Origin of the sequence: Nocardia higoensis NBRC 100133 (assembly GCF_000308595.1) — a bacterium.
In the GTDB taxonomy this organism is placed as follows: domain Bacteria; phylum Actinomycetota; class Actinomycetes; order Mycobacteriales; family Mycobacteriaceae; genus Nocardia; species Nocardia higoensis.
Genome location: NZ_BAGA01000103.1, coordinates 14,292 through 39,989, shown reverse-complemented (window position 1 = coordinate 39,989; position 25,698 = coordinate 14,292). Strand labels below are relative to the sequence as shown.

Genomic DNA, 25,698 nt, shown 5'->3' with positions numbered 1-25,698 from the left:
GTGGATGGATCTGGACGTCGGGTAGGCACTCGGTTCGGACCCTACGAGTTGCGTGCGCTGCTGGGCAAGGGCGGGATGGGCGAGGTCTACGAAGCCTTCGACACCGCCCGCCACCGGCTGGTCGCGGTGAAGTTGCTGTCGGAGGCGCTCGCCCAGGATCCGGCCTATCAGGAGCGCTTCCGTCGCGAATCGCAGGCCGCGGCCCGGCTGGCCGAACCGCACGTGATCCCCATCCACGACTGGGGCGACATCGACGGCGTGCTCTTCCTCGACATGCGCCTGGTCGCGGGATCGGACCTGCGCACCATCCTGCACCGCACCGGCCCGCTGGAGCCCGGTCGCGCGGTGCGCCTGATCGAACAGATCGCCGCCGCTCTGGACGCCGCACACGCCGAGGGCCTGGTACATCGCGACGTCAAACCGGCCAACGTTCTGGTCACCGACGCCGACTTCGCCTACCTGGCCGATTTCGGCATCGCGCACAGCGAAGGCGATTCGGCGATCACCCAGGTCGGCATGGCGGTGGGCTCCTATATCTACATGGCGCCGGAACGCTTCGACTCCGGCCCGGTCACCGGCCGCTCGGACATCTACTCGCTGGCCTGCGTCCTGTACGAATGCCTCACCGGCGGCGCGCCCTTCCCCGGCGCCAATATGACGGCTCTGGTCAAGGCGCACATGAGCGAGCCGCCGCCGCGCGCGAGCGAACGGCACCCCGGCGTACCGCCCGCCGTCGACGCGGTGATCGCCACCGCGATGGCCAAGAATCCCGCCGACCGTTACGCCACCGCGCTCGAGTTCACCCGGGCCGCCCGCGCGGCGCTCGGCATGCGTGACACCGGCCCGGCGCCGGTCGCCGTCCCGAAGTCCGTTCCGCAGTCGACCGGCCAGACCACCCGTGCGGTGTTCGGCAAGGGCGCGGCCGGTCCCGGAGTCTTCGGCGCCACCCCCGTGGCGCCGCCGCAGACCGGGGCGGTCCCGGCCGACACCGGCGCCGGACCGACCTTCGTGGTGCACGCCCCCGATCCGGCGCGCTTCGGCGCGAAATCCGAGCCGGGCGTCGCCTCGACGCTGCTGCCGCCCGAATCGACCGGTGAGGTCTCGGCGGTGATCCATCCGACCGGACCGACCGAGATCCGGGCCTCCGAGTTCGAGTTCAGCCCGTTGCCCACCCAGGAGCAGCAGGTGGTGCCCGCGGTCCCCGGTCCCGTCTCGGCCCCGGCCTCGGGCGCCATCCCGCAGGTGCGCCCCTTCCCGGACGCCCACCTCTACGACGAGGGACAACGCCTCGACCAGCAGCCGGTCAGCGCGCCGATCCCGGTGGCGCCGCCGACGATCTCCACGCCGCGGCCCGCGTCCGCCTTCGCCGAAGTCGCCGGTCGCGAGCAGGACGATCAGCCCTACTCCGACGAGCACCCCTCCGGTACCTACCGGGTGCCTGCCGGCTTCGCGAAGGGCGCGGCCGATCCGGCCCGGCAATACGACGCCCCCGAGTCCGGGCCGCAGGGGTATGTGGGCGCTCCGGCCTACAGCAGCGACGCCGACCACGACGAGCTGATCGCCCCCGCGACCACCCGCTATATCGCCCCGCCGGTGCGCGAGATCCCCCAGCCCGCGCCGGAGACCAGGCGCTATCCCGAGTCGGCCGAGTCGCCGACCGGCGACATGCCGGGGGGCCACCCCCGGGGATACCCGGTGCCCCCGCAGGGGCAGAGCGGCTACGGGGCCGACGGCTACGGCCGGGATCCGTACGCCGGCCAGGCCTATGGTCGCCAACCCGATCACTACGCGGACCAGCACGCGGGGCGACAGTCCGATCCTTACGGCGCGCCACAGGATTCGTACGGAGCGCAAGCAGATCCGTACGGGATGCAATCCGATCCCTATGCCGCACCGGCAGATCCGTATGACGGCCGGCCGGATCCCTATGCAGGTCAGGTCGATCCCTACGGGGGGCATGCGGATCCGTACGGGGCTCAGGCCGATCCGTACGGGGCTCAGGCCGATCCGTACGGGGCTGAGGCGGATCCCTATGCCCAGCAGCACGATCCCTACGCCCCGCAGCATGCGTACGCGCGGCAGGATGCGTACGGCTCACCCGGTTACGCCGGTTCCCAGGGCTACCAGGACCCGTACGGACAGCCCAAGCGATCGCTGCTCCTGCCGATCCTGGCCGCCTGCGCGGTCGTCGCGGTACTGGCCGTCGGCGGTCTCGTGGTGTGGCGGGTGCTCGGCGGCAACGGCGAGGACACCGCTGCCGGCGGCCCCGCGACGACCGCCACCACCGCGGCCCTCCCCGGTCCCGGTGCGGGCGCCGGCGCGGGCGCACCGACCACCTCGGCCGCACGCACCACCACGACCACCAGCACGCCGGTCCGGCTTCCGGCGGGCTCGACACCGTGCGGCTCGACCGCGAGCAGTGCCAACGGCAACGCCGCCGCGGGCAACGGCGTGACCAGCTGCCCGTTCGCCGAGGAGGTCCGCCGCGCCTACGCCGCGCAGGCCTCGCCGGGATCGAACGCGCCGCAGACGGTCACCGCTGTCAGCCCGGTCACCGGTCGCTCCTACACCATGACCTGCACCCCGTCGGGCGGTCTGGTCACCTGCACCGGCGGCGAGAACGCCATCGTCTACGTGTACTGAGCGGCTAGAGCGGCGCCCCGGGCGGGAAGGTGACCGGTACCGCGACCGGCGCCCGGTGCAATGCGCCCGGGCGGCGCCGGATCTCGGTGACCGGCGTCGCCCGTCGTATTTCCGGGAGCGCGTCGAGCAACAGCTCGATCGCCTCGTGCGCGATCATCGTCGCCACCGGCACAGCCGGGCACGCCCGAGGTCCGGCGCCCCACGCCAGATGCGAGCGGTTGCCGGTGCGATCGCCGGTGACGGCCGGATCGTTGTTGCACGCCGCCAGCCCGATCAGCACCGGCTGCTGCGCGGGCAGGAAGGTCTCGCCGAAGATCTGCGGCTGGCGCGGATAGCGCACGCAGTGGTTGGCCAGCGGAGGGTCGGTGAACAGCACCTCGTCGAGGGCGTCGCGCACAGTGAGGGCGCCGCCGAGCAATCCGCCGTGAAAGCCGTCGTCGGTGGTCATCGACAGCAGCGTGTTGGCGATCAGATTCCAGGTCGGTTCCGTGCCGGTGAGATAGAGCACGGTGATCCGGCGGATGAGTTCCGCGTCGTCGAGTTCGGGTGAGCTGTCGATCAGCCAGGAGACGAGATCTCCGCCTGGCTGTGTGCGCTTGGCGTTCAGTGTCTCGGCGAAGGTGGCGGCGAGGGCGTGTTCGGCGTGTTCGGCATCGGCGGCGTCCTGTGCGTCGCGCAACCGCGTCATCGCGGAGAAGGCGGCCTCGCTGTGGTCCGGGCCGAGCCCGAGCATGAGGTCGACGACTTCGACGGTGAGCGGGACGGCGTAGTCGCCGAGGAGTTCGGCCTCGCCGGTCTCGCAGAATCGGTTGATGAGCGCCACCGCGATCTGTTCGACGGCCCGGCGCAGTGCGAACAGGTCGACGCGGGCGAGGCAGCTCACGTAGGCGGCGTGCCGGTCCCCGCGCTCGGCCGGGTCGACGGGCTCGGCCGGGAACCTGGCCTCGTCGGTCAGGATCTGCAGCGCCTCGCGGTAGCCGACGACCAGGGTCGCGGGCGCCCCCTCGGAGATCTCGACGGGCACGAAGGAGCCGTACCTGTCGCGCAGTTGCCGGTAGGCGTGGTGCGGGTCGGCGGCGAACTCCGCGGTGTACAGCCGGAACGGTTCGTCGCCACGCTGCGGGCTGCCTGCGGTGCGCAGGGCCGGCGGCGTGAGCGGGCACTTGGCGATCAAACGCATACCCCCATGAACGACAGCGAGTGGACAACGAAAAATGCTGTACTGCACGGTCTTTCACGCACACGCTGCCGAGCCCGCACACCGGGCGGCTGATCGGAATCCTCGCCCGGACGTACTCGCGGGCAGAAAGGTTCGGCACACGTGGGTTTCGAGCAAGTGCGGGCGAGCATACCCCGCGACCACGGTGATTCCACCGATCGGCGTACGACGCGAGTGGTCGAACACCGTGCGGCCCAGTACGGTGTCACATCAGCCGACGCGGTCACCGGGGCCGGGTGGTGCTGGTTGCGAGGACGAGATGGCTGCTGATCGGTTCGGCCGCATGGTTGCGGCACTGGGCGGAAGCGTGCTGGTGTTGGCGCTGCTCACCGGGTGCACGATCGACCGGGGAAACGATGTGGACGCCGACGCCGCCGTACTGCCCGCCACTGCCACGACCACCACGACGGTCACCGGCGCGCCCATCGAGGTCACCGTCCCCGGCACGCTGGCCGCCGATTTCCAGCTCTGGAAGGCGGGTATCGAGGGTCGAGCGGGCATGGCGGTGATGCCGGTCGGCGGCACCCGTCCGGTGGTCTTCGGCGACTGGACCAGCGGCCCGGCCTGGTCGACGATGAAGGTGCCGCTGGTGATCGCGGCCGAGCGCGCCGACGCAGGCGTGTCGACCTATTCGATGAGCGCGGCCATCACCGCCTCCGACAACACCGCCGCCGACGCCCTCTGGCAGGGACTGGGCGGTGGCAAGCAGGCCGCGCAGGCGATCGAGGCGATCCTGCGCGAGGCGGGCGACACCACCACCGCGGTCCCCGCCACCAGGCCCAGAGCCGAGCATTCGGCGTTCGGCCAATCGGAGTGGTCGCTGGCCGAACAGATCCGCTTCACCGCCCAGCTGCCGTGCCTGCCCGGCTCCGAGACGGTGCTGGACCTGATGGGGCAGATCATCCCCGACCACCGGTGGGGCCTGGGCACGGTGACCGGCGCCGATTTCAAGGGCGGCTGGGGCCCCGACACCTCGGGCGACTACCTGGTCCGCCAGCTGGGCATCATCGACGGCCCCGGCGGCCGGATCGCGGTGGCGCTGGCCGCCGAACCGGAATCAGGCGCCTTCTCGGACGGGATGAACGCGCTGAACGCGATGGCCGGACTGGTCGCCCAGCACCTCGACGAGCTCGCGGGCGGCCGTTGCCCGGCGTGAGTTCGAGCACGTAACCCAGGCTTCACGGGGGCGCGGCTGCCGGATCCGTCCGAGCGGGGCAAGATAGCGGCCATGCGCATCGGAGTCTTGACCGGAGGCGGAGACTGTCCAGGGCTGAACGCGGTGATCCGCGCGATCGTTCGCACCGCGAACGGCCGCTACGGAGACGCGATCGTAGGATTCCAGGACGGATGGCGCGGCCTACTCGAAGACCGCAAGATCAACATCCTCAACGACGACCGCACCGACCGCCTGCTCAACAAGGGCGGCACCATGCTCGGCACCGCACGCACCAACCCGGACGTGCTACGGGAGGGACTCGGCCGGATCGAGCAGACCCTCGACGACAACGGCATCGACGCGCTCATCCCGATCGGCGGCGAAGGCACCCTCACCGCCGCCAGTTGGCTGTCCGACGAGGGGGTGCCGGTGGTCGGCGTCCCCAAGACCATCGACAACGACATCGACTGCACCGACGTCACTTTCGGGCACGACACCGCGCTGAGCATCGCCACCGAGGCCATCGACCGGCTGCACACCACCGCCGAATCCCACCAGCGCGTGATGCTGGTCGAGGTGATGGGCAGGCACGCGGGCTGGATCGCGGTGAACTCCGGCATGGCCGCGGGCGCGCACCTGACCCTGGTGCCCGAGGAACCCTTCGACGTGGACGAGGTCTGCAACCTGATCAAGCGTCGTTTCCAGCGTGGCGACAAGCATTTCATCTGCGTGGTCGCCGAAGGCTCGCATCCGGCGCCCGAATCGGGTTTCGCGTTGCGCGAGGGCGGCATCGACGAGTTCGGGCACGAGCGCTTCACCGGCGTCGCCCAGCAGTTGGGCGCGGAGATCGAACGCAGGCTCGGCAAGGAAGTCCGCACCACCGTCCTCGGCCACGTGCAGCGCGGCGGCAGCCCGACCCCCTACGACCGGGTGCTCGCCACCCGTTTCGGCCTGCACGCCGCCGAGGCCGTGCACGCCGGGCAATTCGGCAAGATGGTCGCATTGCACGGCACCGCAATCGAATTGGTGGCGCTGTCGGAGGCGACCAAGCAGCTCAAGCGGGTCCCGCCGGACCGATACCGGGAGGCCGCGGCGTTCTTCGGATGAGCGCGTGACGGCGCCGACCCGCACCCTGAGATCCGTCTCATCCCCGAGGCGGATCCCAGGGCGACCCGAGGGTGACTCGCGGGCGCCGGTCCGGCCGGTATGGTGCGGCCTATGCGTCCCGGTTACCTGATCGTCTCGTTGGTCACCGCCCTGTTCGCCGTCACGGCATGCTCGTCCGGATCGGACGACCCGGAACCGGTCGGCGGCGACTGGCACGGGACCATCGAGGTGCCGAACTCCCCGCTCGAGATCGGCGTGAGTTTCACCGGCCCGGATTCGGCCACCATCGACATCCCGCTGCAGGGGATCGAGGACGTCGAGCTGCGCGACGTGCGCACCGATCCGAGCGACGTCGGCTTCGTCATTCCCGATATCCCCGGCGACCCCACCTTCAAGGGATCGCTGGACCAGGCCACCGGCCGCATCGGCGGCGATTTCACGCAGCTGGGCCAGAGCTTCCCGCTGACCCTCGAACAGGGGCCGATCGCGCCGGTCGCGCGCCCGCAGGAGCCGCGGCCGCCGTTCCCGTATCGCTCCGAGGACGTCACCTTCGCCGGCGGCGACCTGGATGTGGCGGGCACGCTCACGCTGCCGGAGGGCGAAGGGCCGTTCCCCGCGGTCGTGCTGATCACCGGCAGCGGTGCCCAGAATCGCGACGAGGAGCTGTTCGGCCACAAGCCGTTCCTGCTGATCTCCGACACCCTCACCCGCGCCGGCTACGCGGTGTTGCGCACCGACGATCGCGGCGTCGGCGGCACCGGCGGGGATCTGAACAACTCCACCTACGACGATCTGGCCCGCGATGTCGAGTCCGGCATCGACTACCTGCGCGGCCGCGCCGACATCGACCCGGCACGCATCGGCCTGTTCGGTCACAGCGAGGGCGGTTACCTCGCCCCGCTGGTCGCCGCCCGGCCCGACAGCGGCGTCGCCTTCGCCGTGCTCATGGCCGGGCCCTCGGTGGACGGCGGCGCCGTGCTCATCGAGCAGAGCCGCGCCATCCTCGCCGCGAGCGGCACGCCCGCCGAGGAGATCGACAAGCAGGTCGCCCAGACCACCGAGATGGTTGACCGGCTGCGTGCGGGCGACCTGGACGGCGCCCGCGCGGTATACGACCGCACGCTCGCCGAGATGCCCGAACAAGCCCGCGAATCCGCCGCGCAGGCGGGCAGCCCGATCACCCCCTACTACGCCTCCTTCGTCGCCTACGATCCCGCGCCCGCTCTCTCGGCCCTGCGCATCCCGGTGCTCGCCTTCTACGGCGGCAAGGACCTGCAGGTGCTCGCCTCGCAGAACGAGCAGCCCGCCCGGGATCTGCTCGCGGCCAATCCCGATGCCACGGTGCACGTCTTCCCGGACGGCAATCACCTGATGCAGCCGGCGAACACGGGCAACCTCGACGAATACGCGAGTATCGAGACCACCATCGATCCCCGGGTGCTCGCTTTCGTCACCGACTGGCTGACCGGTCGCGTGCCGCCGAAGTGACCGAAGGAGGTCGTGACGATCGTGCGGGCGGGCTTACCTAGACTGTCCTGCATGAGCGCACCCACGGTCGAGCTGATGGATTACGCCGATGTCGTCGCCCGGTACGAGCCGGTGCTCGGCATGGAGGTCCACGTCGAACTCTCCACGGCGACCAAGATGTTCTGCGGCTGCCCGACCGAGTTCGGCGCCGAGCCGAACACCCAGGTGTGCCCGGTCTGCCTGGGCCTGCCCGGATCGCTGCCGGTGGTCAACGAGAAGGCCGTCGAGTCGGCCATCCGGATCGGCCTGGCGCTGAACTGTTCGATCACCCCGTGGGGCCGGTTCGCGCGCAAGAACTACTTCTACCCGGATCAGCCGAAGAACTACCAGATCAGCCAGTACGACGAGCCGATCGCCACCGACGGCTACCTCGACGTGGTGCTCGACGACGGCAGCGTGTTCCGCGTCGACATCGAGCGCGCCCACATGGAGGAGGACACCGGCAAGTCGGTGCACGTCGGCGGCGCCACCGGCCGCATCCACGGCGCCAGCCACTCCCTGCTCGACTACAACCGCGCGGGCGTGCCGCTGATCGAGATCGTCACCAAGCCGATCACCGGCGCGGGGGAGCGGGCGCCGGAGGTGGCGCGCGCCTATGTCACCGCACTGCGTGATCTGCTCAAGTCGCTCGGCGTCTCGGACGTGAAGATGGAACAGGGCTCGCTGCGCTGCGACGCCAATGTCTCGCTGATGCCGGTCGGGGCAAGCGAATTCGGCACCAGGACCGAGACCAAGAACGTCAACTCGCTGCGCAGCGTCGAGGTCGCGGTGCGCTACGAGATGCGCAGGCAGGCCGCCGTGCTCGCCGACGGCGGCAGCATCGTGCAGGAGACCAGGCACTTCCACGAAGCCGACGGTTCCACCTCGCCGGGCAGGCGCAAGGAGACCGCCGAGGACTACCGCTACTTCCCCGAGCCGGACCTCGAGCCCGTCGCGCCCGCCGCCGAGTGGATCGAGGAACTGCGCGCCACCATCCCGGAGTACCCGTGGCTGCGCCGGGCCCGGATCCAGGCCGACTGGGGCCTGTCCGACGAGGTCATGCGTGACGTGGTCAACGCGGGTGCGCTCGACCTCATCATCGCGACCGTCGACGCGGGCGCCCCGGCCAACGAAGCGCGCTCCTGGTGGGTGGCCTACCTCAGCGAGAAGGCCAAGGAACGCGGCGTCGCCCTCGACGAGCTGCCCATCACCCCGGCGCAGGTCGCCGAGGTCGTGAAACTGGTCGAGGCCAAGACCGTCAACAGCAAGGTCGCCAAGCAGGTCGTCGACTTCGTCCTCGACGGCGAGGGCGAACCCGCCGCGATCGTCGAGGCCAAGGGGCTCGGCATGGTCAGCGACGACAGCGCGCTGCAGACCGAGGTCGAGAAGGCGCTGGCCGCCAACCCCGACATCGCCGACAAGATCCGCTCCGGCAAGGTCCAGGCCGCGGGCAAGATCGTCGGCGACGTCATGAAGGCCACCCGTGGCCAGGCCGACGCCGCCCGGGTCCGCGAACTCGTCCTCGCCGCCTGCTCCTGACGTTCTTCGCCCACCGCCCGCGCTCCCCGGATCGCGGGCGGTGCTGCGTCGGCGGTCTGTTCTACCCGGCGCCCGGACGGCCCGTCCGCGGGAGGCGAACGAGCCGTGGTCGTGACCGGATCAGTCGGGTCCGCCCCCGCCGCCACCGGACGGCGGTGGGATGACCACGACGCGGTCGTCGTTGGGACCGGGCGTGCCGCCCTCGCTCTTGTTCACCGTGCCCACCCAGACATTGCCGTCCGGGCCGATGGTCGCGCCGCCGATCTGCCCGTACCGGTCCTGCACGAGCAGGGTCGGTGCGGTGGTCACCGCGCTGGTCGTCGGGTCGGTCGCGGCGATCGCCACGGCCTTGGCGGCGGTCAGCGCGACCGCCACGCCGTCGGCGACCACCGCGCAGCCGGCAACGCCGGGCCGGTCCGCCCAGGTCCATGCGACCGACAAGGTGCCGTCGGGGCCGAGGCGTTGCAGACGGTCCGCCACGGCGGTGCGGTCGGTGAACCACACGGCCTCGGTGCTGTCGCGGCACACGTCACCGGCGGTGCCGATGCCGGAGGCGACGATCCGCGGGGACGCCGCGCCGGGCGCGGGGGAGTCCAGGCTCAGCAGCTTGCCCGCCAGCGAGCCCGGCGATGCCGCCTGCCCCGGGTCGCCCGCGTCGCCGGTCAGCACCATCAGCCGGTCGGGCGTGGCCCATTCGATGGCGCCGCGATTTCCGGTGGCGCCCTTGGGGATTCCGGTCAGGATGTCCTTCGGCGCGCCGTTCTCGGCCAGCCGCACCACCCGGTTGTCGGAGCCGGTGGTGATGTAGGCGTAGATCAGGCCGTCCTCGCCGTAGGTGGGCGAGAGCACGATGTCGTTGAGCCCGCCGTCGCCGGATCCGTCCACCGGGATCGTGGCGATCTCCACCGGCGGGACGGTGGGATCGACGACCTTCAGGATGCGCCCGGTGCGCCGTTCGGCGACCAGCACGCCGTCCCCGATACCGACCAGGCCGCCGGTGGTGTCCAGGCAGGTCGCCATGACCGAGGGGTCCTGGTCGATGCACGGGCCGCTCGGCCTGGTGGTGGAGTTCGGCGGCTGATCCGGGGTCTCCGGGGCGGCCGGTGCGAATGTCGGCTCGGGCGTGAACGGGCTCGACGCCGAATCGTCGAACCTCGCGCACCCGGCCAGCAGAGTGGACCCGAGCGCCACACACATCGCGACGCGCGCCACGGCAACCGATCTCATGCCCCAGACGTTACGGAAACCCCGCCGTCCGCGCTGCCGCCGGGTGGGGTCGTACCGGAAGTTCCCGGACACGCCGTCGCCCGTACCGGCCGCACGCTCGGGTTTCGCGGCCTAAGGTGTACAGCCGTGAGCGACAAGCCGAAAGCGACGTCCGCAGGTTCGCCCGAGGGTGACCCGTCCGAGGTGGTCCCGGCAGGCAAGGTGGCCACGACCGGCCGCGGCGTGACCAGCCCGATGGACAACCCCACCGAGCAGTTCTCCGCCATGTCCGCACGGGACGTGCCGCGCACCGACGAGGAGCTAGGCCTGGACCCGGACGTGCCGGCGGTGAACGATCGCCCGGCCGCCGACGGACCGGCGAAACAGCCCCCCGCTCCCGCGTCGGAGAGCGCCCCCGAACCGGCCGAGCCCGCTCCCGGCGCCCCGCTCCTGCGGAAGCCGGAAGTCGAGGAGTCCGAGACCGAGACCATCGCGGAACCGGCCCCCGAGCCCCTCGACGGGCGGGGCGGCGAGACCGCCGCCTACGCCTACGCCAGCATCCCGCCCGCCGCGAACACTCCCGGCGAACGCAGCAAGGCCGCCCGTAGACGCCCGGCCGAGAACCGGCGCGGCACGCTGGATCTCGGCCTGCTGGTGCTGCGCCTGGTGGTCGGCGCGATCTTCCTCTATCACGGCCTGCAGAAGTCGACCGGCTGGTTCCACGGCTCCGGCCTGGACGGCACCCGCGACATGATGGCCGAAGGGGGCTGGGACCATGCGACTCTCTCGACGATCCTGCTCGTCGTCGGCGAGATCGGCGGCGGCGCGCTGCTCGTCCTCGGCCTGGCCACCCCGCTCGCCGCGGGCGCGTTGCTGGCCGTGATCCTCAACGCCTGGGCCTGGAAGCAGGGCATGCTGCCCGGCTTCCAGTTCAACGCCGCCGTTCCCACCGGCGTCGAACTCGACACCATTCTCGCCGGCACGGTCGTGGCGATCATCCTCACCGGCCCCGGCAGGCTCTCCCTCGACCGCAGCCGCGGCTGGGCCACCCGGCCGTTCGTCGGCTCGTTCGCCGCGTTGGTGCTCGCGATCGTGGCCGCCGCCCTCACCTTCTGGTACCTGCACGGCGGCAACCCGCTGATCGGCATCGGCCCCTTCGACTGATATCCGGACCGGTCGGATCGGGCACGATGCCGCGTCGGCATCCCCCGGTAGCCGTCAGTCCACGCGGAACTCGATGGTGCCCGGCTCCGGCAGATGCGCGGTGCCGACGGTCAGGGTGGCGGTGAACCTGCCGACGCCGCCCGGACGGAACATGGCCTCGCGGCCGATGCCCCAGGATCCGGGCCCGGCACCGCGACAGTGCGCGAACCGGTCTCGCCGGTGTCGAGGTTGCGCCAGTCGAGCGTGACCGGGACCGAGCAGGAGCCGACACCGTAGGTGTTCGACCGGACCAGGAAGCTTGCCAGGCCCTGGCTCTCCGGGCCGATGCTCGCTCGATCTGCGCGAGGCAGAGGCCGCCCTCGGCGAGGGCGTAGACGGTAGGGAAGTTGTGGAACGGCAGGTCGTTCGATCATAGGGCTGCCCATTCGGTGATCAAACGAAAAGGCAAGTGACCCAATAGAATTGGAGGCACGGGGAAGTGCGATGGCCCCGGCTCGTACGAGCCGGGGCCATCGCGGTCGGAGTGTGTGGCCGACAGACTCAGGGCACCTGGCGAACCGCGCCCTTGTCGGCGGAGGTCGCCAGCGCCGCGTACGCGCGCAGCGCGGTGGTCACCGGACGCTGCCGATCCACCGGCTGCCACGGCCGCTCCGAGGCGTCCATCTTGGCGCGCCGCTCGGCCAGCACCGCGTCGTCCACGAGCACCTCGAGCGTACGGGTGGCGACGTCGATGCGGATCTGGTCACCGTTGCAGACCAGGCCGATCACGCCGCCGCTGGCCGCCTCCGGCGAGATGTGGCCGATGGACAGACCGGAGGTTCCGCCGGAGAACCGGCCGTCGGTGATCAGGGCGCACTGCTTGCCCAGACCCGCGCCCTTCAGGAAGGCGGTGGGGTGCAGCATCTCCTGCATGCCGGGGCCGCCCGCCGGACCCTCGTAGCGGACCACGAGCACGTCGCCGGGCTGGATCTTCTTGCCGAGGATCACCGAAACGGCTTCCTCCTGGGACTCGACCACCACGGCCGGGCCCTGGAAGGAGAACAGGTCCTCATCGATGCCCGCGGTCTTGAGGATCGCGCCGTCGGGGGCGATGTTGCCGCGCAACACGACCAGCCCGCCCTCGACGGTGTAGGCGTGTTCCTTGTCGCGGATGCAGCCGCCCGCGGCATCGGTGTCCAGCGAGGACCAGCGGTTCTCGGTGGAGAACGGCTCGGTGGTGCGGACCCCGCCGGGCGCGGCGTGGAACAGTTCGATCGCTTCCTCGGAGGCCTTGCCGGAGCGGATGTCCCAGGTGTCGAGCCACTCGTCGAAGCTCGCGGTGTGCACGGTGGTCACGTCGGTCTCGAGCAGGCCGGCGCGGCGCAGTTCGCCCAGGATGGCGGGGATGCCGCCGGCCCGGTGCACGTCCTCCATGTGGTAGTCGGAGTTCGGCGAGACCTTCGACAGGCAGGGCACCCGGCGGCTGATCTCGTCGATCGTCTGCAGATCGAAGTCGATCTCGCCCTCCTGCGCGGCGGCGAGGGTGTGCAGCACGGTGTTGGTGGAACCACCCATCGCCACGTCCAGCGCCATCGCGTTGCGGAAGGCCTTGGCGTCGGCGACATTGCGCGGCAGCACCGAGGCGTCGTCGTCGCGATACCAGCGGTTGGCGATGTCGACGATCACCTTGCCCGCCTTCTCGAACAGCGCGCGGCGGGCGGCGTGGGTGGCCAGCGTGGAACCGTTGCCGGGCAGGGCGAGGCCGAGCGCCTCGGTGAGGCAGTTCATCGAGTTGGCGGTGAACATGCCCGAGCAGGAACCACAGGTCGGGCAGGCGCTGCGCTCGACTTCGCCGAGGCCGTCGTCGGTGACGGCGGCGTTGGCGCTGGCCGAGATGGCGGTGATCAGGTCGGTCGGGGCCTGCGCGACACCGCCGACGACCACGGCCTTACCGGCCTCCATCGGCCCGCCGGAGACGAACACGGCCGGGATGTTCAGGCGCATGGCGGCATTGAGCATGCCGGGGGTGATCTTGTCGCAGTTGGAGATACACACCAGCGCGTCGGCGGTGTGCGCGTTGGCCATGTATTCCACCGAGTCGGCGATGATCTCGCGCGAGGGCAGCGAGTACAGCATGCCGCCGTGGCCCATCGCGATGCCGTCGTCCACGGCGATGGTGTGGAATTCGCGCGGCACGCCGCCCGCGGCGCGGACCGCTTCGGCCACGATCTCGCCGACGTCCTTGAGATGCACATGGCCTGGCACGAACTGGGTGTAGGAGTTCGCGATCGCGACGATCGGCTTGCCGAAGTCGGAGTCGGTGAGGCCGGTGGCCCGCCACAGCGCGCGTGCGCCTGCGGCATTGCGTCCGGCGGTGGTGGTGCGTGAGCGAAGCGGTGGCATGTGTGATCGTCCTCGAAAGGTGCGGTGGGCTGAGTGTGCTGGGGGTGGGCAGGCGTGTCGCCGCGGACCTCGCGCCGACGAGAGAGGTGGTGTCGTCGGCGTGAGCGGGTCGATCGGGGGTCGCCGCACCGGGTGACCCGCCTGACGCACGGCCCCACGAGCTTACGCCCGGCCCTCGAGTGGGCCGGTGGGAGACGGGGAGATCAGTCCGTGTCCGAGCCGGTCTCGCCGGGACGAGCCTCGCCGGCTCCCGGCTGCTCGGCCTCCCCGGCCGTCTCGTTCTCGGCGATCCCGCCGGTCCCTGCCGTCGTATCGGTGTCGGCGGGCTGCTCGGCATCGGCGGCCCTCGGGGCGTCCGGAGCGCCCGCGGCGTCCTCGGACTGCGCGGCTTTCTCGGCCTCGAGCCTCTTGGCCTCCTGCCGCGCCTCCCATTCGGCCTGACGCTTGGCCTGCTCGGCGGCGAACACATCCGGCAGCCTGCCGTCGGAGGCGGTGATCAGCTTGCGCAGCTGGTCGTAGCCGACCGCGGGCAGCGACACCACCGACTCGTCGGCCAGATGCGCGCGTACATAACCGCGCTTGGGGATGCTCACCCCCTTGATCTGCTCCCAGTCCAGATGCCGGGACGAGAACACCCGCCGCAGATCGAGGCCGTCGTCGGAAACCACCGTCCGCGTCCGGGCGATCCAGACGATCACCGCGACCGGCAGCAGCATCAGCCACCAGAGCAGCTTCGGCCATCCGACGACGAAGAGGAACACGCCCAGAGCGAGCACCACCACGCCGAGGTAGGCGAGCTGGGTGACCCGAATGACCGTCCGCTTGCCGGCGGCAGCCGACGAGCTACCCGTCGACGATCCGGTCTCGGCGGTGTGGGACGATTTACCCGGTGGCACGGACTGATGCGGTGATGACACACCACCATCCTCGCATCCTGGTGATCGGACACAAGCAACCACTGCTGTCCCACATAATGGGACGCGCAGGTCATCTGTTTGACTGTTCGGTTCATGCGGCCTTAACGTCGTGCGTGTGAATCGAAACGAGTTGCTCGTAATCGGCCGGCGCGTCCAGCGTTGAGCCTGACTGCCTGAGTCGAATACGTCAGCTCGCGTTTGTGACGCGCCACCCTCGATCAGCCACGGCTGTCGAGGGCTTTTTTGTGTTCGGACATCGTCCGGCGCGCGGCGGGTCGCAGACGCCGGTCGTGCCAGGCACACAAGTGTTGTCCGGGGTCGGAACGACAGTAAGGAACGAAGACGGTGAGCGCACCAACCGCACGACCCGGGCCCTCGGCCCGCAGGTCAGCGCCCTCGGCGAACCAGCAGACCGGTAGCCAGGCGAATCAGCCCGGCACGGCCAACCGCCGCCAGGTCCCGCCCGAGCGGGTGACCGGCGCGCAGTCGGTCGTCCGTTCGCTCGAGGAGCTCGGCGTCGACACCGTCTTCGGCATTCCCGGCGGCGCCATCCTGCCCGTCTACGACCCGCTGTTCGACTCGACCAAGGTGCGCCACGTGCTGGTGCGCCACGAGCAGGGCGCGGGCCACGCCGCCACCGGTTACGCCCAGGCCACCGGCAAGGTCGGTGTGTGTATGGCCACATCCGGTCCCGGCGCGACCAACCTGGTGACCCCGATCGCCGACGCCCAGATGGACTCGGTCCCGATCGTGGCGATCACCGGCCAGGTCGGCCGCGGCCTGATCGGTACCGACGCCTTCCAGGAGGCCGACATCTCCGGCATCACCATGCCGGTCACCAAGCACAACTTCCTGATCACCGACGGCATCGACATTCCCCGGATGATCGCCGAGGCGTTCTACCTGGCCGCCTCCGGCCGCCCCGGCGCCGTCCTGGTCGACATCCCCAAGGACGTGCTGCAGGCGCAGACCACCTTCAGCTGGCCGCCGGAGATGCGGCTGCCCGGCTACCGTCCGGTCACCAAGCCGCACGGCAAGCAGGTCCGTGAAGCCGCCAGGATGATCCTCGACGCCAAGCGGCCCGTGCTCTACGTCGGCGGCGGCGTCATCAAGGCCGACGCCTCGGCCGAGTTGCTGGCCCTGGCCGAGCTGACCGGCATCCCGGTGGTCACCACCCTGATGGCGCGCGGCGCGTTCCCCGACAGCCATCACCTCAACATGGGCATGCCCGGCATGCACGGCACCGTCGGCGCTGTCGCCGCGCTGCAGAAGTCGGACCTGCTGATCACCCTCGGCGCTCGTTTCGACGACCGCGTCACCGGCCAGCTGGACTCCTTCGCGCCCGAGGCCAAGGTCATCCACGCCGACATCGACCCGGCCGAGATCGGCAAGAACCGCCACGCCGACGTCCCGATCGTCGGCGACTGCCGCGAGGTGATCGCCGAACTGGTCGAGACCCTGCAGGCCGACCCGGCCGTCGGCGGCAAGGACGCCCCGCTGCTCGACCTGGCCGAGTGGTGGAGCTACCTCGACGGCATCCGCAACCAGTACCCGCTGGGCTGGACCCCGCCGAGCGACGGCTCGCTGTCGCCGGAATACGTCATCGAGGCGCTGGGCCGCCTGGCCGGACCCGACGCCATCTACTGCGCGGGCGTCGGCCAGCACCAGATGTGGGCCGCCCAGTTCGTCAAGTACGAGAAGCCGCGCACCTGGCTCAATTCCGGCGGCCTCGGCACCATGGGCTACGCCGTGCCCGCCGCGCTGGGTGCCAAGATGGGCATGCCCGACCGCGAGGTCTGGGCGGTCGACGGCGACGGCTGCTTCCAGATGACCAATCAGGAACTGGCCACCTGCGCCGTGGAGGGCGTGCCGATCAAGGTCGCGCTCATCAACAACGGCAACCTCGGCATGGTCCGCCAGTGGCAGACCCTGTTCTACGAGCAGCGCTACTCCAACACCGACCTGGGCACCCACACCCTGCGCATCCCCGATTTCGTCAAGCTCGCCGAAGCCTTGGGCTGCCACGGCATCCGGGTGGAGAAGGAAGAGGAAGTCGAGGCCGCGATCCGCGAGGCGCAGTCGATCAACGACCGCCCCGTCGTGATCGACTTCATCGTCGGCAAGGACGCCCAGGTGTGGCCGATGGTCGCCGCGGGCACCAGCAACGACGAGATCATGGCCGCGCGCGGCATCCGCCCGCTGTTCGACGAGGACGAGCAGGCTTCCGAGCCCGCCGTCATCCACGAGGCGATGGCCCAGGGCCAGGCCGGCCAGCAGGCCGACGCAGAGAACGAGGGGACCGAAGCATGAGCAGCACCCACACCCTGAGCGTCCTGGTCGAGGACAAGCCGGGCGTGCTGGCGCGGGTGGCGAGCCTGTTCTCCCGCCGTGGGTTCAATATCGAGTCGCTGGCGGTCGGTGGCACCGAACTGCCCGACATCTCGCGGATGACCATCGTCGTCACCGTCGAGGATCTTCCGCTCGAGCAGGTCACCAAGCAGCTCAACAAGCTGGTCAACGTCATCAAGATCGTCGAGCAGGACGCCGACGCCTCGGTCGCCCGCGAGCTGATCCTGGTGAAGGTGCGCGCCGACGCCAGCGTGCGGACGCAGGTGATCGAGGCTGTCGGCCTGTTCCGCGCCAAGGTCATCGACGTCTCGCCGGACGCGCTCACCATCGAGGCGACCGGCACCCGCTCCAAGCTCGACGCGCTGCTGCGCATGCTCGAGCCGTTCGGCATCCGGGAGATCGTGCAGTCCGGTGTCGTCGCCGTCGGTCGTGGACCCAAGTCCATCACCGCGACCCGCTGAGTAGTCCAACAATTCCAAACCGTCACCGTCAGCACGGTGCTCCCCGCCGCCGGCGGGGATGAACCTCCAGAAGGGAAACCAACCACGTGGCAGTCGAGATGTTCTACGACGACGATGCCGACCTGTCGATCATCCAGGGCCGCAAGGTCGCGGTCATCGGCTACGGCAGCCAGGGCCACGCCCACTCGCTGAGCCTGCGTGACTCCGGCGTCGAGGTCCGCGTCGGTCTGGCGGAGGGCTCGAAGTCGCGTCCCAAGGCCGAAGAGGCCGGTCTGACCGTCGGCACCCCCGCCGAGGTCTCCGCGTGGGCCGACGTGATCATGGTGCTGGCCCCCGACACCGCGCAGGCGTCGATCTTCACCAACGACATCGAGCCCAACCTGAAGGACGGCGACGCGCTGTTCTTCGGCCATGGCCTCAACATCCACTTCGGCCTGATCAAGCCCCCGGCCGAGGTCACCATCGGCATGGTCGCCCCCAAGGGCCCCGGCCACCTGGTGCGCCGCCAGTTCGTCGACGGCAAGGGCGTGCCCGCCCTGATCGCCATCGACCAGGACCCGAAGGGCGAGGGCCAGGCGCTGGCCCTGTCCTACGCCAAGGCCATCGGCGGCACCCGCGCCGGCGTCATCAAGACCACCTTCAAGGAAGAGACCGAGACCGACCTCTTCGGTGAGCAGGCCGTGCTCTGCGGCGGCACCGAGGAACTGGTCAAGACCGGTTTCGAGGTCATGGTCGAGGCCGGCTACGCCCCCGAGATGGCCTACTTCGAGGTTCTGCACGAGCTCAAGCTGATCGTCGACCTCATGTACGAGGGCGGCATCGCCCGCATGAACTACTCGGTCTCCGACACCGCCGAGTTCGGCGGCTACCTGTCGGGCCCGCGCGTCATCGACGCCGGCACCAAGGAGCGCATGCAGGCCATCCTCAAGGACATCCAGGACGGCACCTTCGTCAAGCGCCTGGTCGCCAACGTCGAAGGCGGCAACAAGGAGCTCGAGGGCCTGCGCAAGCAGAACGCCGAGCACCCCATCGAGGTCACCGGCAAGAAGCTGCGCGACCTGATGAGCTGGGTCGATCGCCCGATCACCGAAACCGCCTGATCCAGGCTTTCGCCACGAAGGGCCGTCCGTCCACCGGGCGGCCCTTCGTGGTCTCCGCTTCCGGCTCGGTCGCCGCATTTCCGCCGTACCGCCACCTACCATGACGACATGCCCTGGCCGCACATCGAGAAGCCGGATCTCCCGGAGTTCATGACTTGGGAAGAGCTCGAGCAACTGCCCGAGGAAATCGCCGACCAGATCGAACTCTGGGACGGCCGGGTGGTGTGGGTGGGCCGTGGCCCGAGTGAGCACCAGCGGTTCACCGTTCGGATGCGCAACGCCATGGAACGATGTGCGCGAGCAAGCATGCGGCGACAGCCCGAGACCTGCTGGCAGGTGGATGTCGAGACCAACGTGTTCCTAGGCGTCACAGGCAAGTCCGACTTCCTGACGCCCGACTTCCTCGTATACCGCTGTCTCGATTCCCCATTTCAGGATGTTCGCGCCGCCGACACTCTCATCGTCGGGGAAGTGCTGTCACCGTCGAATACCCAGACCGATATGGAGGCGAAGAAGGGCCGCTACGCGAGCGCTGGGATTCCCTGGTACTGGGAGGTCACGATCGCGCGGACCGACAGCGCCATCGCCGTGGTCCGCGCCTACGCCCTCGAGACCGGGCACGGCCGTCTACCCGAGGGGGTGCGACCGCTGCGCCCGGCCAACTACCTCCTGGCAGGCGAGTGGACCCCGGACCACGAGGACGGCGTCCAGATCGGCTTCCCGTTTCCGATCGACATCGCCTGGCCCGAGCTGGCCTACTGACGGACTCGCGGCACGTGCGCCGATCTCCCGCACCACGGCATCCGCAGGATCGAGACTGGGACCATGACACCCCCGGCCACCACGACACCCGCGGATCCCGGCGCCCCGGCCGAATCACCGAAGGAGATCGGCCGCGCCGCCCGCCGCCGCATCGGTCGTTCCGAGCTGGGCGCATGGGAACCAGCCGCCGACCGCCGCGATCCGATCGCGATCCTCGAGCAGCAGGCCAGGACCCGCGTCCCGGATCTGGTGCCCATCCGCTACGCCAGGATGGCCGCAGGCATCTTCCCCTTCCTACGCGGCGCCCCCGCCGTCATGGCCGCCGATCTCGCCGCGACCCCGAACACCGGCCTCACCGTCCAGCTCTGCGGCGACGCCCATCCGTCGAACTTCGGCCTCTACGCCTCACCCGAGCGCGCCCTCGTCTTCGACCTCAACGATTTCGACGAAACCCTGCCCGGCCCCTTCGAGTGGGACGTGAAACGCCTGGTCGCGGGCTTGGCGGTAGCCGCGCGCGCCAACGGTTTCCGGGACGAACACGCTACGCGCGCCGCTGTCGCCGCGGCCGCCGCCTACCGCACCGCGATGCGCGACTACGCGACCACCGACGCGCTGAACATCTGGTACGAGCGCACCGACGTCGACGAAGCCGCCGCGCTGGTCCGCAAGCCCGAGACCCGCACCCGCCTCGAGCACACCCTCGCCGCCGCGCGCGGCCGCACCAGCCTGCAGGCCCTGCGCAAACTCACCGAGCCCGGCACGGACGGTGTCCCGCGCATCCGCGCCAACCCGCCGCTGGTCATCACCGCCGACGATCTCGATATCGACATGGTGAACGAGGTCTTTACCGCCTACCGCACCAGCCTGCCCGAGGAACGCCGCGTGCTGCTCGATCACTATCGCGTCATCGACGCCGCGGGAAAAGTCGTCGGCGTCGGCAGTGTGGGCACCCGCTGCTTCATCGTCCTGCTCGTCGAACGCGACACCGGCACACCGCTGTTCCTGCAGGTGAAGGAAGCCGAACAATCCGTCCTCGCGGCCCACCTCAAGCCGAGCCGCTACGCGCAGCAGGGCGCCCGGGTCGTCCACGGCCAGCGCCTCACCCAGGCCGCCGCCGACATCTTCCTCGGCTGGTGCACCGGCCCCGGCGGCCGCCACTTCTACTGGCGGCAACTGCGCGACATGAAGGGCTCCGCCGACCTCACGACCATGAACCCGTCGCTACTGCGCCGCTACGGCGAACTCTGCGGCGGCACCCTGGCCCGCGCCCACGCCCGCTCCGGAGATCGCGTCGCCATAGCCACCTACCTCGGCAAGAGCGATGTCTTCGACCGCGCGATGGGCGCCTTCGCCCTCGCCTATGCCGACCGGACGGCCGCCGACCACCAGCGCCTCATCGAGGCCGTCGACTGGGGTGAGGTGCGGGCGGCCGAGGCGCGCTGATCCGCGTCGGGAGGCGGCCCGGCCCGCAGCCGGGCCGCCTCACAGCCGACTAGCTGCTGCCGAAGAAGATTCCGGCGGGCAGGTGGTGGTGGAAGAACTCCAGATGCGGGTTGTCCCAGTTCTTGCAGTCGTCCCGATGGCTGGGGGAATGGGCCCAGTCGTCCCAGCGTCCCGGCGCGTCGCAGCCGAACCGGTCGTGGTCGTGCCGGTCGTGCTTGCCGTGCTTCACCTCGGTCACTCCGGGAACCTCCGGGTGCGCCGATGCGGGAACCGCCAATGCCGTCAACGGAATCGCGGCGAGCGCACCCGCCACGGCCACCCGAGCCAGTCGCCGTCGTGCCTGCTCGGAACGGGTCGTCGAATACACCTTCTCTGTCCTTTCGATCCTCGGCGGACCACACGTCCGCCTTCCCCGAAGGGGATTCGCCCACCGTGACCGGCGAGCGGGCCGCGCGCGCCCGCCACGGGCCGCGACCCCCGGCACCCCGCGTCGTGCACGCACCACCAACACTCTGGCGCATTCGGCCCGAAAGGTCACTGCCGACAGCGGAATTCGGTGAAAATATCAGCAGCCGGCAGGGGAGGTGCTCAGGGAAAACCCCGAGTCGTGGACGAAAGACGAATACAGTGACCAATTTTCACCGCGTGGTGCGGTCGCCGAAACTGAGACCATGGCAGTATGAACGATCCGAAAGCGCCCGTGCTCTACATCATCGTCACCGGTTCACCAGCGGCGCGCGATGTCGGACAGTTGGTGGAACTCGCCCAGGCCGACGGCTGGGAGGTCTGCGTCGTGTCGTCCCCGGACGGCATGAAGTTCATCGATGTGCAAGCGATCGAGTCGGCGACCGGCCACGTGGTGCGCAGCCGATACAAGAAACCCGGCACCCCCGACGTGCTCCCGCCCGCCGACGCGATGATCGCCGCCCCGATCACCTGCAATTCCCTCGCCAAGTGGGCTGCCGGAATCTCGGACACGCTTCCGCTCGGCCTGCTGGTGGAAGGTGTCGGCAAGGGCCTGCCGGTGGTCGCGGTGCCGTTCTCCAACCAGGCGCAGATGAGCTTCCCGGCCGTGCAGGAGGCCATCTTCAAGCTGTCGGACTGGGGAGTGAGCGTGCTCGTCGGCGACGAGTTCTACGAACAGCACGAGCCGGGCGCAGGGGAGCGCCGCCGCAGCCTCCTACCCTGGGACAGGGCGTGGCAAGCGCTGCTGGACCACCGGCTCCGATAGCGCGAACGATTTCAGGCGTATCCGTTTGCAGCCGAGGCCAGAACCTCGGAACCCGATCGCGCGAGCGCAATCCGGGTGCGCCTGTGGCTGTCCGGTCGTAGCCTCGAGATATGGGCGTGAACCTGGGGGATCGGCTGCGATCGGTTCGTAAGCGTCGTGGCCTGACACAGCGACAACTCGCGGATGCGGCGGGCGTCTCCGTCTCCCTGGTCCGAAAACTCGAACAGGGCGAGCGACCGACCGTGCGGCTGGAAACAATGCGCAAGTTCGCTATCGCTCTCGGTGTGCGGACATCAACCCTGCAGGCGGGCCACGTCGATGCCGAACACGCAGACCCGGAAACTTCCGATCTCTGGGGACCCGTGCGGCGGGCATTGGCTACACCTGCACGCCGAGACCCATCCGAGGAGCAATCGACGAACGAAGGCGTCGACGCCGCCTACCGTGCGCTGATGCCGATGGTCGACGCGCACCGCTATCACGACATCGCCTTGGTGCTGCCGGGTCTTCTCGAGGACGCGGAAGCACTCACCGACCACGACGGTCGTGCGATTCGGGCTCGGTTGCTGAGTCTCACCGGTTGGATGTTGGTGCAGAACAGACAGTTCGAGATCGCCGCAATGACCATCGACCAGGCCGTCGACGCAGCGCCGGAGCGGGGCATCGCGGTCGGCGCGATCAATGTCGGCGTTTGGTCCTATCTGCGGCAGGGCAATCTGGAGGCTGCCCGAGAACTAGCGGTGAAATGGGCAGATGACATCGAACCGCGCTTTTCCTCCGCAACACCCAGTCAGCTTGCTCTGTGGGGCCGGCTGTGGCTGTACGTGGCAAATATCGCGGTTCGCGACAACTCGCCCGGCGTTATCGATGACGCGCTCGCCCTGGCCCGCGCCGCCGCCGTGCGGATCGGCAGGGAAGTCCTGTACGACCCGAATCCGAACCGTCTCTTCGGCCCTGTCACGGTTGCCCAGATCACCGCCGAATGTGCCGTCATCGCCGAGCAGCCGTCCCGTGCGCTGGCCATCGCCGAGAATCTGCCTGCCGCTGTCCTGTCACCGAAGGCCGCAGGTCGGCTGCGCCACCGCTTGGACATCGCCAACGCACATACGCAACTACGCCAATACGGCGAGGCGATCGGCACGCTCCGTGAAGTGCATTCGGTCGCACCGGAATGGCTGGCCCAGCAGCGCTACGCTCGCGACATCCTCGGCCGGGTGGTCACCGAACGTCGCACACTCACCGACGACATGCGTGATCTAGCCGATTTCGTTCGGCTCGAATACTGATCGATCGCCCACTCACCTTGCGGTAGTGACACTTCCGAGTCACCCCGACCACTAGTGCCATAGCGCCTCACTGGTGCCGGTGTGAAGCTCGACCCAGCCCCGCCGCCGGGTCGACAACCACGCTCGACCCGTCCCCGGCGGCGGGAGCTTGCCAGCGCCAGGGGATGGAGGGGTATCAGAATGCTCGCGTTCGGGTGGATCGACCTGACTTCACCGACAGTCGAATGGGACTCGGCTCAGGTGCGCCGCTTGGCCAAGCGGCTGGGATACGAATTGTGTTGGCCCGACGCGTGCTCGGTACTCGGCTTGGTGGAGCAAGTCGAGTTATCCGGTGCAATGGTGGTGCTGCTCCCGTCGACAGGGCATGTGGACGCGGTGACCTTGGATCGGGTGTTGTGGGTGGCTGACGTGGAGTGCGCCGCACCGCGAGCGTCGTTCGGCCGGTGGGCAGCGTTCGGCGGGATGCAACAGTGATTCCCGCGGAGGTGGGGTTGATGTGCGCGATCTTTCTGCCACTGGCCGTAGTGATCGCGACGATCTTCTGGCCCTCGGACTACGACCGCTGAGCGGCGCTTGTGAAAGGTATTCGAGTCCGGTGGTTTCAGGCGAGGGACAGAAGCACCCGGTTACGTCGTGAGTCGGCTTGCTTGGAGAGCCGCAATCTCCGCTGAAGCAATCCGCGCGCTGCCTCACGGAGCGTCGCGTCAGCGGGGGCGATGTTGTGACGAGGACAACACGTGAGGCAAGGAACATTCTGTGGCACGGAGTGGGCGGGCCGCAGCGCCGATGGACTATCAGGAGGTAAGCGGTGGCTATTGCACGTGCCGAGGACGGCAAGTGGGCACGAGGGGCGGCGCCGGCTACGATCATGCGAATGCCTACCCAGATCGTCGCCGACGGCTTGTCTTATGACGCCGTTCCTCCAGAGCAGGTGCAGATGATCGACCTGTTCGCAGGCCCCGGCGGCCTGGATGTAGCGGCGCGGTGGTTGGGAATTACGTCGGTCGGAATCGAAGTGGACCAGGACGCCTGCCGAACGCGGGTAGCGGCGAAGATCGGGACGCGTCATGCGGACGTTCGCGACCTATCGTTGTTGCACGAGTTCCCCAATGCTCGCGTACTCACCGGCGGTCCCCCGTGTCAGACATATTCGGTTGCCGGGGCGGGATCGGGTCGCAAGGCGCTGGATCGCGTGCTCGGTTTCGTGAGCAGGATGGACGTAGAAGTCGATGTGCTCGACGAACTCGACAGCCTCGATGATCCGCGGACGGGGCTCGTTCTCCAGCCGTTGAGATGGGCACTCGAAGCTATACGTGCGGAACGCCCGTTTCGGACGATCTTGCTCGAGCAGGTCCCGACCGTCCGGCCGGTATGGGACGCTATGGCCGAGGCCCTGGAGAAGCGTGGCTATGCAGTCGATGTCGATGTGCTTCGAACCGAGGCGTTCGGAGTGCCGCAAACCCGGCGCCGAGCAATCCTGATCGCACGTCTCGACGGTGCGGCGATGTTCCCTTCTGAGACCCACCGTCCCTACAGCAAGCGAGTCCCTCGTGAGCAGGGCGATCCGAAACTGCTTCCGTGGGAGACGATGGGCGATGCACTGCCAGAGCGGGCCAGACCTTTCGTGGTGGTGTCGAACTACGGAACTGGCGGAAACCCTAGGCTTCGGGGCAGGCGGGAGTGGTGTGAACCCTCGTCGACCATCACGGGCAAGGTTCGGAGAAATCGTGTGGTTGCCGACGGTGTCGATCAAGAGCGCTTCACCCCTGCGGAGGCCGGTCGCCTTCAGACGTTCCCACTCGATTACCCGTGGAGCGGCCAGGATCAGTACCAGCAGATCGGCAATGCCATCCCACCCCGACTTGGTGCCTATATCCTCGCGGCCGCGGCCTTCGGCATGAAGCCCAGCCGTGTCGATGTGGACCGCGCGGTCGAGGGTAGCTGGCGCGATGCGGCCGAAGGGGAGCCGTTCGTCGGCCTGGATGAGTTGGATGGTCGTCGTGGCGAGTATGTCGGCAAGGTTGGAGCATTGGCATTGTGGGATGACGTCTTCGCCGAAAGTGCCGACGTGTCTGACAGGGCGCTGTTCGACGGGGCTGACTTGAAGCCACGCTCTATCGAAAGTGTGTTCGAGAACTCGAGTCGAACCAGTTGAATGTCGTACGTTCGAATTACATGCCGTCGTGCATGGGGGGTGATGTCGGGCTCGTCAGCTGATGATGCGGCA

20 protein-coding genes are annotated in these 25,698 nt (G+C 69.2%); 15 read left to right on the top strand and 5 right to left on the bottom strand.

Annotated features, from left to right (window positions below):
- Complete coding sequence (locus ON26_RS34100) at positions 1–2,643, top strand: serine/threonine-protein kinase (protein ID WP_245545908.1); 2,643 nt, start codon at positions 1–3, stop codon at positions 2,641–2,643.
- A 4-nt stretch (positions 2,644–2,647) separates the two neighbouring features.
- Here ON26_RS34100 and ON26_RS19045 read toward each other — a convergent pair whose 3' ends face one another.
- On the bottom strand, positions 2,648–3,823 hold the full coding sequence (locus ON26_RS19045) for a cytochrome P450 family protein (RefSeq protein WP_040797546.1): 1,176 nt from the start codon (positions 3,821–3,823) through the stop codon (positions 2,648–2,650).
- A gap of 298 nt (positions 3,824–4,121) precedes the next feature.
- On the opposite strand from ON26_RS19045, the gene ON26_RS19040 reads away from it, so the two are divergent.
- From ON26_RS19040 to gatB, 4 genes are all read left to right on the top strand, one after another.
- On the top strand, positions 4,122–5,018 hold the full coding sequence (locus ON26_RS19040) for a serine hydrolase (protein WP_040797545.1): 897 nt from the start codon (positions 4,122–4,124) through the stop codon (positions 5,016–5,018).
- A 72-nt stretch (positions 5,019–5,090) separates the two neighbouring features.
- Positions 5,091–6,125, top strand: a complete 1,035-nt coding sequence (locus ON26_RS19035; RefSeq protein ID WP_040797544.1) for an ATP-dependent 6-phosphofructokinase — start codon at positions 5,091–5,093, stop codon at positions 6,123–6,125.
- Between the two features lie 111 nt (positions 6,126–6,236).
- Positions 6,237–7,613 (top strand): alpha/beta hydrolase family protein, encoded by a 1,377-nt coding sequence (locus ON26_RS19030; RefSeq protein WP_051027228.1) that lies wholly within the window; start codon positions 6,237–6,239, stop codon positions 7,611–7,613.
- A 51-nt stretch (positions 7,614–7,664) separates the two neighbouring features.
- Entirely contained in the window at positions 7,665–9,170 is a 1,506-nt protein-coding gene (gene gatB / locus ON26_RS19025) for an Asp-tRNA(Asn)/Glu-tRNA(Gln) amidotransferase subunit GatB (protein WP_040797543.1), read from the top strand.
- 120 nt (positions 9,171–9,290) lie between these two features.
- Here gatB and ON26_RS19020 read toward each other — a convergent pair whose 3' ends face one another.
- Positions 9,291–10,397, bottom strand: a complete 1,107-nt coding sequence (locus ON26_RS19020; protein ID WP_040797542.1) for a PQQ-dependent sugar dehydrogenase — start codon at positions 10,395–10,397, stop codon at positions 9,291–9,293.
- Between the two features lie 126 nt (positions 10,398–10,523).
- Between ON26_RS19020 and ON26_RS19015 the strand changes: the two genes are divergently transcribed.
- Positions 10,524–11,540 carry a DoxX family protein gene (locus ON26_RS19015; protein ID WP_051027227.1) on the top strand — a complete coding sequence of 339 codons (1,017 nt, stop codon included), beginning with the start codon at positions 10,524–10,526 and terminating at the stop codon, positions 11,538–11,540.
- Between the two features lie 540 nt (positions 11,541–12,080).
- On the opposite strand, the gene ilvD is transcribed toward ON26_RS19015, so the two are convergent.
- Positions 12,081–13,922, bottom strand: a complete 1,842-nt coding sequence (ilvD, locus tag ON26_RS19010; protein ID WP_040797541.1) for a dihydroxy-acid dehydratase — start codon at positions 13,920–13,922, stop codon at positions 12,081–12,083.
- Positions 13,923–14,125: 203 nt separating this feature from the next.
- Positions 14,126–14,839, bottom strand: a complete 714-nt coding sequence (locus ON26_RS32400) for a PH domain-containing protein (RefSeq protein WP_083884202.1) — start codon at positions 14,837–14,839, stop codon at positions 14,126–14,128.
- Between the two features lie 345 nt (positions 14,840–15,184).
- On the opposite strand from ON26_RS32400, the gene ON26_RS19000 reads away from it, so the two are divergent.
- The 5 genes from ON26_RS19000 (at position 15,185) to ON26_RS18980 (ending at position 20,954) form a co-directional block, all read left to right on the top strand.
- The gene (locus ON26_RS19000) at positions 15,185–17,149 is read left to right on the top strand and encodes an acetolactate synthase large subunit (RefSeq protein WP_040797540.1); all 1,965 of its coding nucleotides are present in this window, start codon (positions 15,185–15,187) and stop codon (positions 17,147–17,149) included.
- Positions 17,146–17,649, top strand: coding sequence for an acetolactate synthase small subunit (ilvN, locus tag ON26_RS18995; protein ID WP_040797539.1), 504 nt, complete (start codon positions 17,146–17,148; stop codon positions 17,647–17,649). Before ON26_RS19000 ends, ilvN begins: the two co-directional genes overlap by 4 nt.
- A 98-nt stretch (positions 17,650–17,747) precedes the next feature.
- Positions 17,748–18,749 carry a ketol-acid reductoisomerase gene (ilvC, locus tag ON26_RS18990; protein ID WP_174375416.1) on the top strand — a complete coding sequence of 334 codons (1,002 nt, stop codon included), beginning with the start codon at positions 17,748–17,750 and terminating at the stop codon, positions 18,747–18,749.
- Positions 18,750–18,857: 108 nt separating this feature from the next.
- Complete coding sequence (locus tag ON26_RS18985; RefSeq protein ID WP_040797537.1) at positions 18,858–19,511, top strand: Uma2 family endonuclease; 654 nt, start codon at positions 18,858–18,860, stop codon at positions 19,509–19,511.
- Between the two features lie 63 nt (positions 19,512–19,574).
- Positions 19,575–20,954, top strand: a complete 1,380-nt coding sequence (locus ON26_RS18980; RefSeq protein WP_051027226.1) for a DUF2252 domain-containing protein — start codon at positions 19,575–19,577, stop codon at positions 20,952–20,954.
- Between the two features lie 49 nt (positions 20,955–21,003).
- Here ON26_RS18980 and ON26_RS18975 read toward each other — a convergent pair whose 3' ends face one another.
- A complete protein-coding gene (locus tag ON26_RS18975; protein WP_040797536.1) occupies positions 21,004–21,321 on the bottom strand; it encodes a hypothetical protein in 318 nt (105 codons plus the stop codon).
- Between the two features lie 312 nt (positions 21,322–21,633).
- On the opposite strand from ON26_RS18975, the gene ON26_RS18970 reads away from it, so the two are divergent.
- The 4 genes from ON26_RS18970 to ON26_RS18955 all read left to right on the top strand — a co-directional run bounded on the left by ON26_RS18970 (position 21,634) and on the right by ON26_RS18955 (position 25,626).
- Complete coding sequence (locus ON26_RS18970; RefSeq protein ID WP_040797535.1) at positions 21,634–22,185, top strand: flavoprotein; 552 nt, start codon at positions 21,634–21,636, stop codon at positions 22,183–22,185.
- 110 nt (positions 22,186–22,295) lie between these two features.
- Positions 22,296–23,471, top strand: a complete 1,176-nt coding sequence (locus ON26_RS18965) for a helix-turn-helix domain-containing protein (RefSeq protein WP_040797534.1) — start codon at positions 22,296–22,298, stop codon at positions 23,469–23,471.
- A gap of 180 nt (positions 23,472–23,651) precedes the next feature.
- Positions 23,652–23,945 (top strand): hypothetical protein, encoded by a 294-nt coding sequence (locus tag ON26_RS18960; RefSeq protein WP_040797533.1) that lies wholly within the window; start codon positions 23,652–23,654, stop codon positions 23,943–23,945.
- Between the two features lie 400 nt (positions 23,946–24,345).
- Positions 24,346–25,626, top strand: coding sequence for a DNA cytosine methyltransferase (locus ON26_RS18955; protein WP_083884201.1), 1,281 nt, complete (start codon positions 24,346–24,348; stop codon positions 25,624–25,626).
- The last annotated feature ends 72 nt before the right edge of the window (positions 25,627–25,698 follow it).

What these genes read in the sequence shown, in the direction of transcription:
- ON26_RS19045 (WP_040797546.1), bottom strand. Translation starts at nt 3,823, where the DNA reads ATGCGTTTGATCGCCAAGTGCCCGCTCACGCCGCCGGCCCTGCGCACC.
- ON26_RS19040 (WP_040797545.1), top strand. Translation starts at nt 4,122, where the DNA reads ATGGCTGCTGATCGGTTCGGCCGCATGGTTGCGGCACTGGGCGGAAGC.
- ON26_RS19035 (WP_040797544.1), top strand. Translation starts at nt 5,091, where the DNA reads ATGCGCATCGGAGTCTTGACCGGAGGCGGAGACTGTCCAGGGCTGAAC.
- ON26_RS19030 (WP_051027228.1), top strand. Translation starts at nt 6,237, where the DNA reads ATGCGTCCCGGTTACCTGATCGTCTCGTTGGTCACCGCCCTGTTCGCC.
- gatB (WP_040797543.1), top strand. Translation starts at nt 7,665, where the DNA reads ATGAGCGCACCCACGGTCGAGCTGATGGATTACGCCGATGTCGTCGCC.
- ON26_RS19020 (WP_040797542.1), bottom strand. Translation starts at nt 10,397, where the DNA reads ATGAGATCGGTTGCCGTGGCGCGCGTCGCGATGTGTGTGGCGCTCGGG.
- ilvD (WP_040797541.1), bottom strand. Translation starts at nt 13,922, where the DNA reads ATGCCACCGCTTCGCTCACGCACCACCACCGCCGGACGCAATGCCGCA.
- ilvN (WP_040797539.1), top strand. Translation starts at nt 17,146, where the DNA reads ATGAGCAGCACCCACACCCTGAGCGTCCTGGTCGAGGACAAGCCGGGC.
- ilvC (WP_174375416.1), top strand. Translation starts at nt 17,748, where the DNA reads ATGTTCTACGACGACGATGCCGACCTGTCGATCATCCAGGGCCGCAAG.
- ON26_RS18985 (WP_040797537.1), top strand. Translation starts at nt 18,858, where the DNA reads ATGCCCTGGCCGCACATCGAGAAGCCGGATCTCCCGGAGTTCATGACT.
- ON26_RS18980 (WP_051027226.1), top strand. Translation starts at nt 19,575, where the DNA reads ATGACACCCCCGGCCACCACGACACCCGCGGATCCCGGCGCCCCGGCC.
- ON26_RS18970 (WP_040797535.1), top strand. Translation starts at nt 21,634, where the DNA reads ATGAACGATCCGAAAGCGCCCGTGCTCTACATCATCGTCACCGGTTCA.
- ON26_RS18965 (WP_040797534.1), top strand. Translation starts at nt 22,296, where the DNA reads ATGGGCGTGAACCTGGGGGATCGGCTGCGATCGGTTCGTAAGCGTCGT.
- ON26_RS18960 (WP_040797533.1), top strand. Translation starts at nt 23,652, where the DNA reads ATGCTCGCGTTCGGGTGGATCGACCTGACTTCACCGACAGTCGAATGG.
- ON26_RS18955 (WP_083884201.1), top strand. Translation starts at nt 24,346, where the DNA reads ATGCCTACCCAGATCGTCGCCGACGGCTTGTCTTATGACGCCGTTCCT.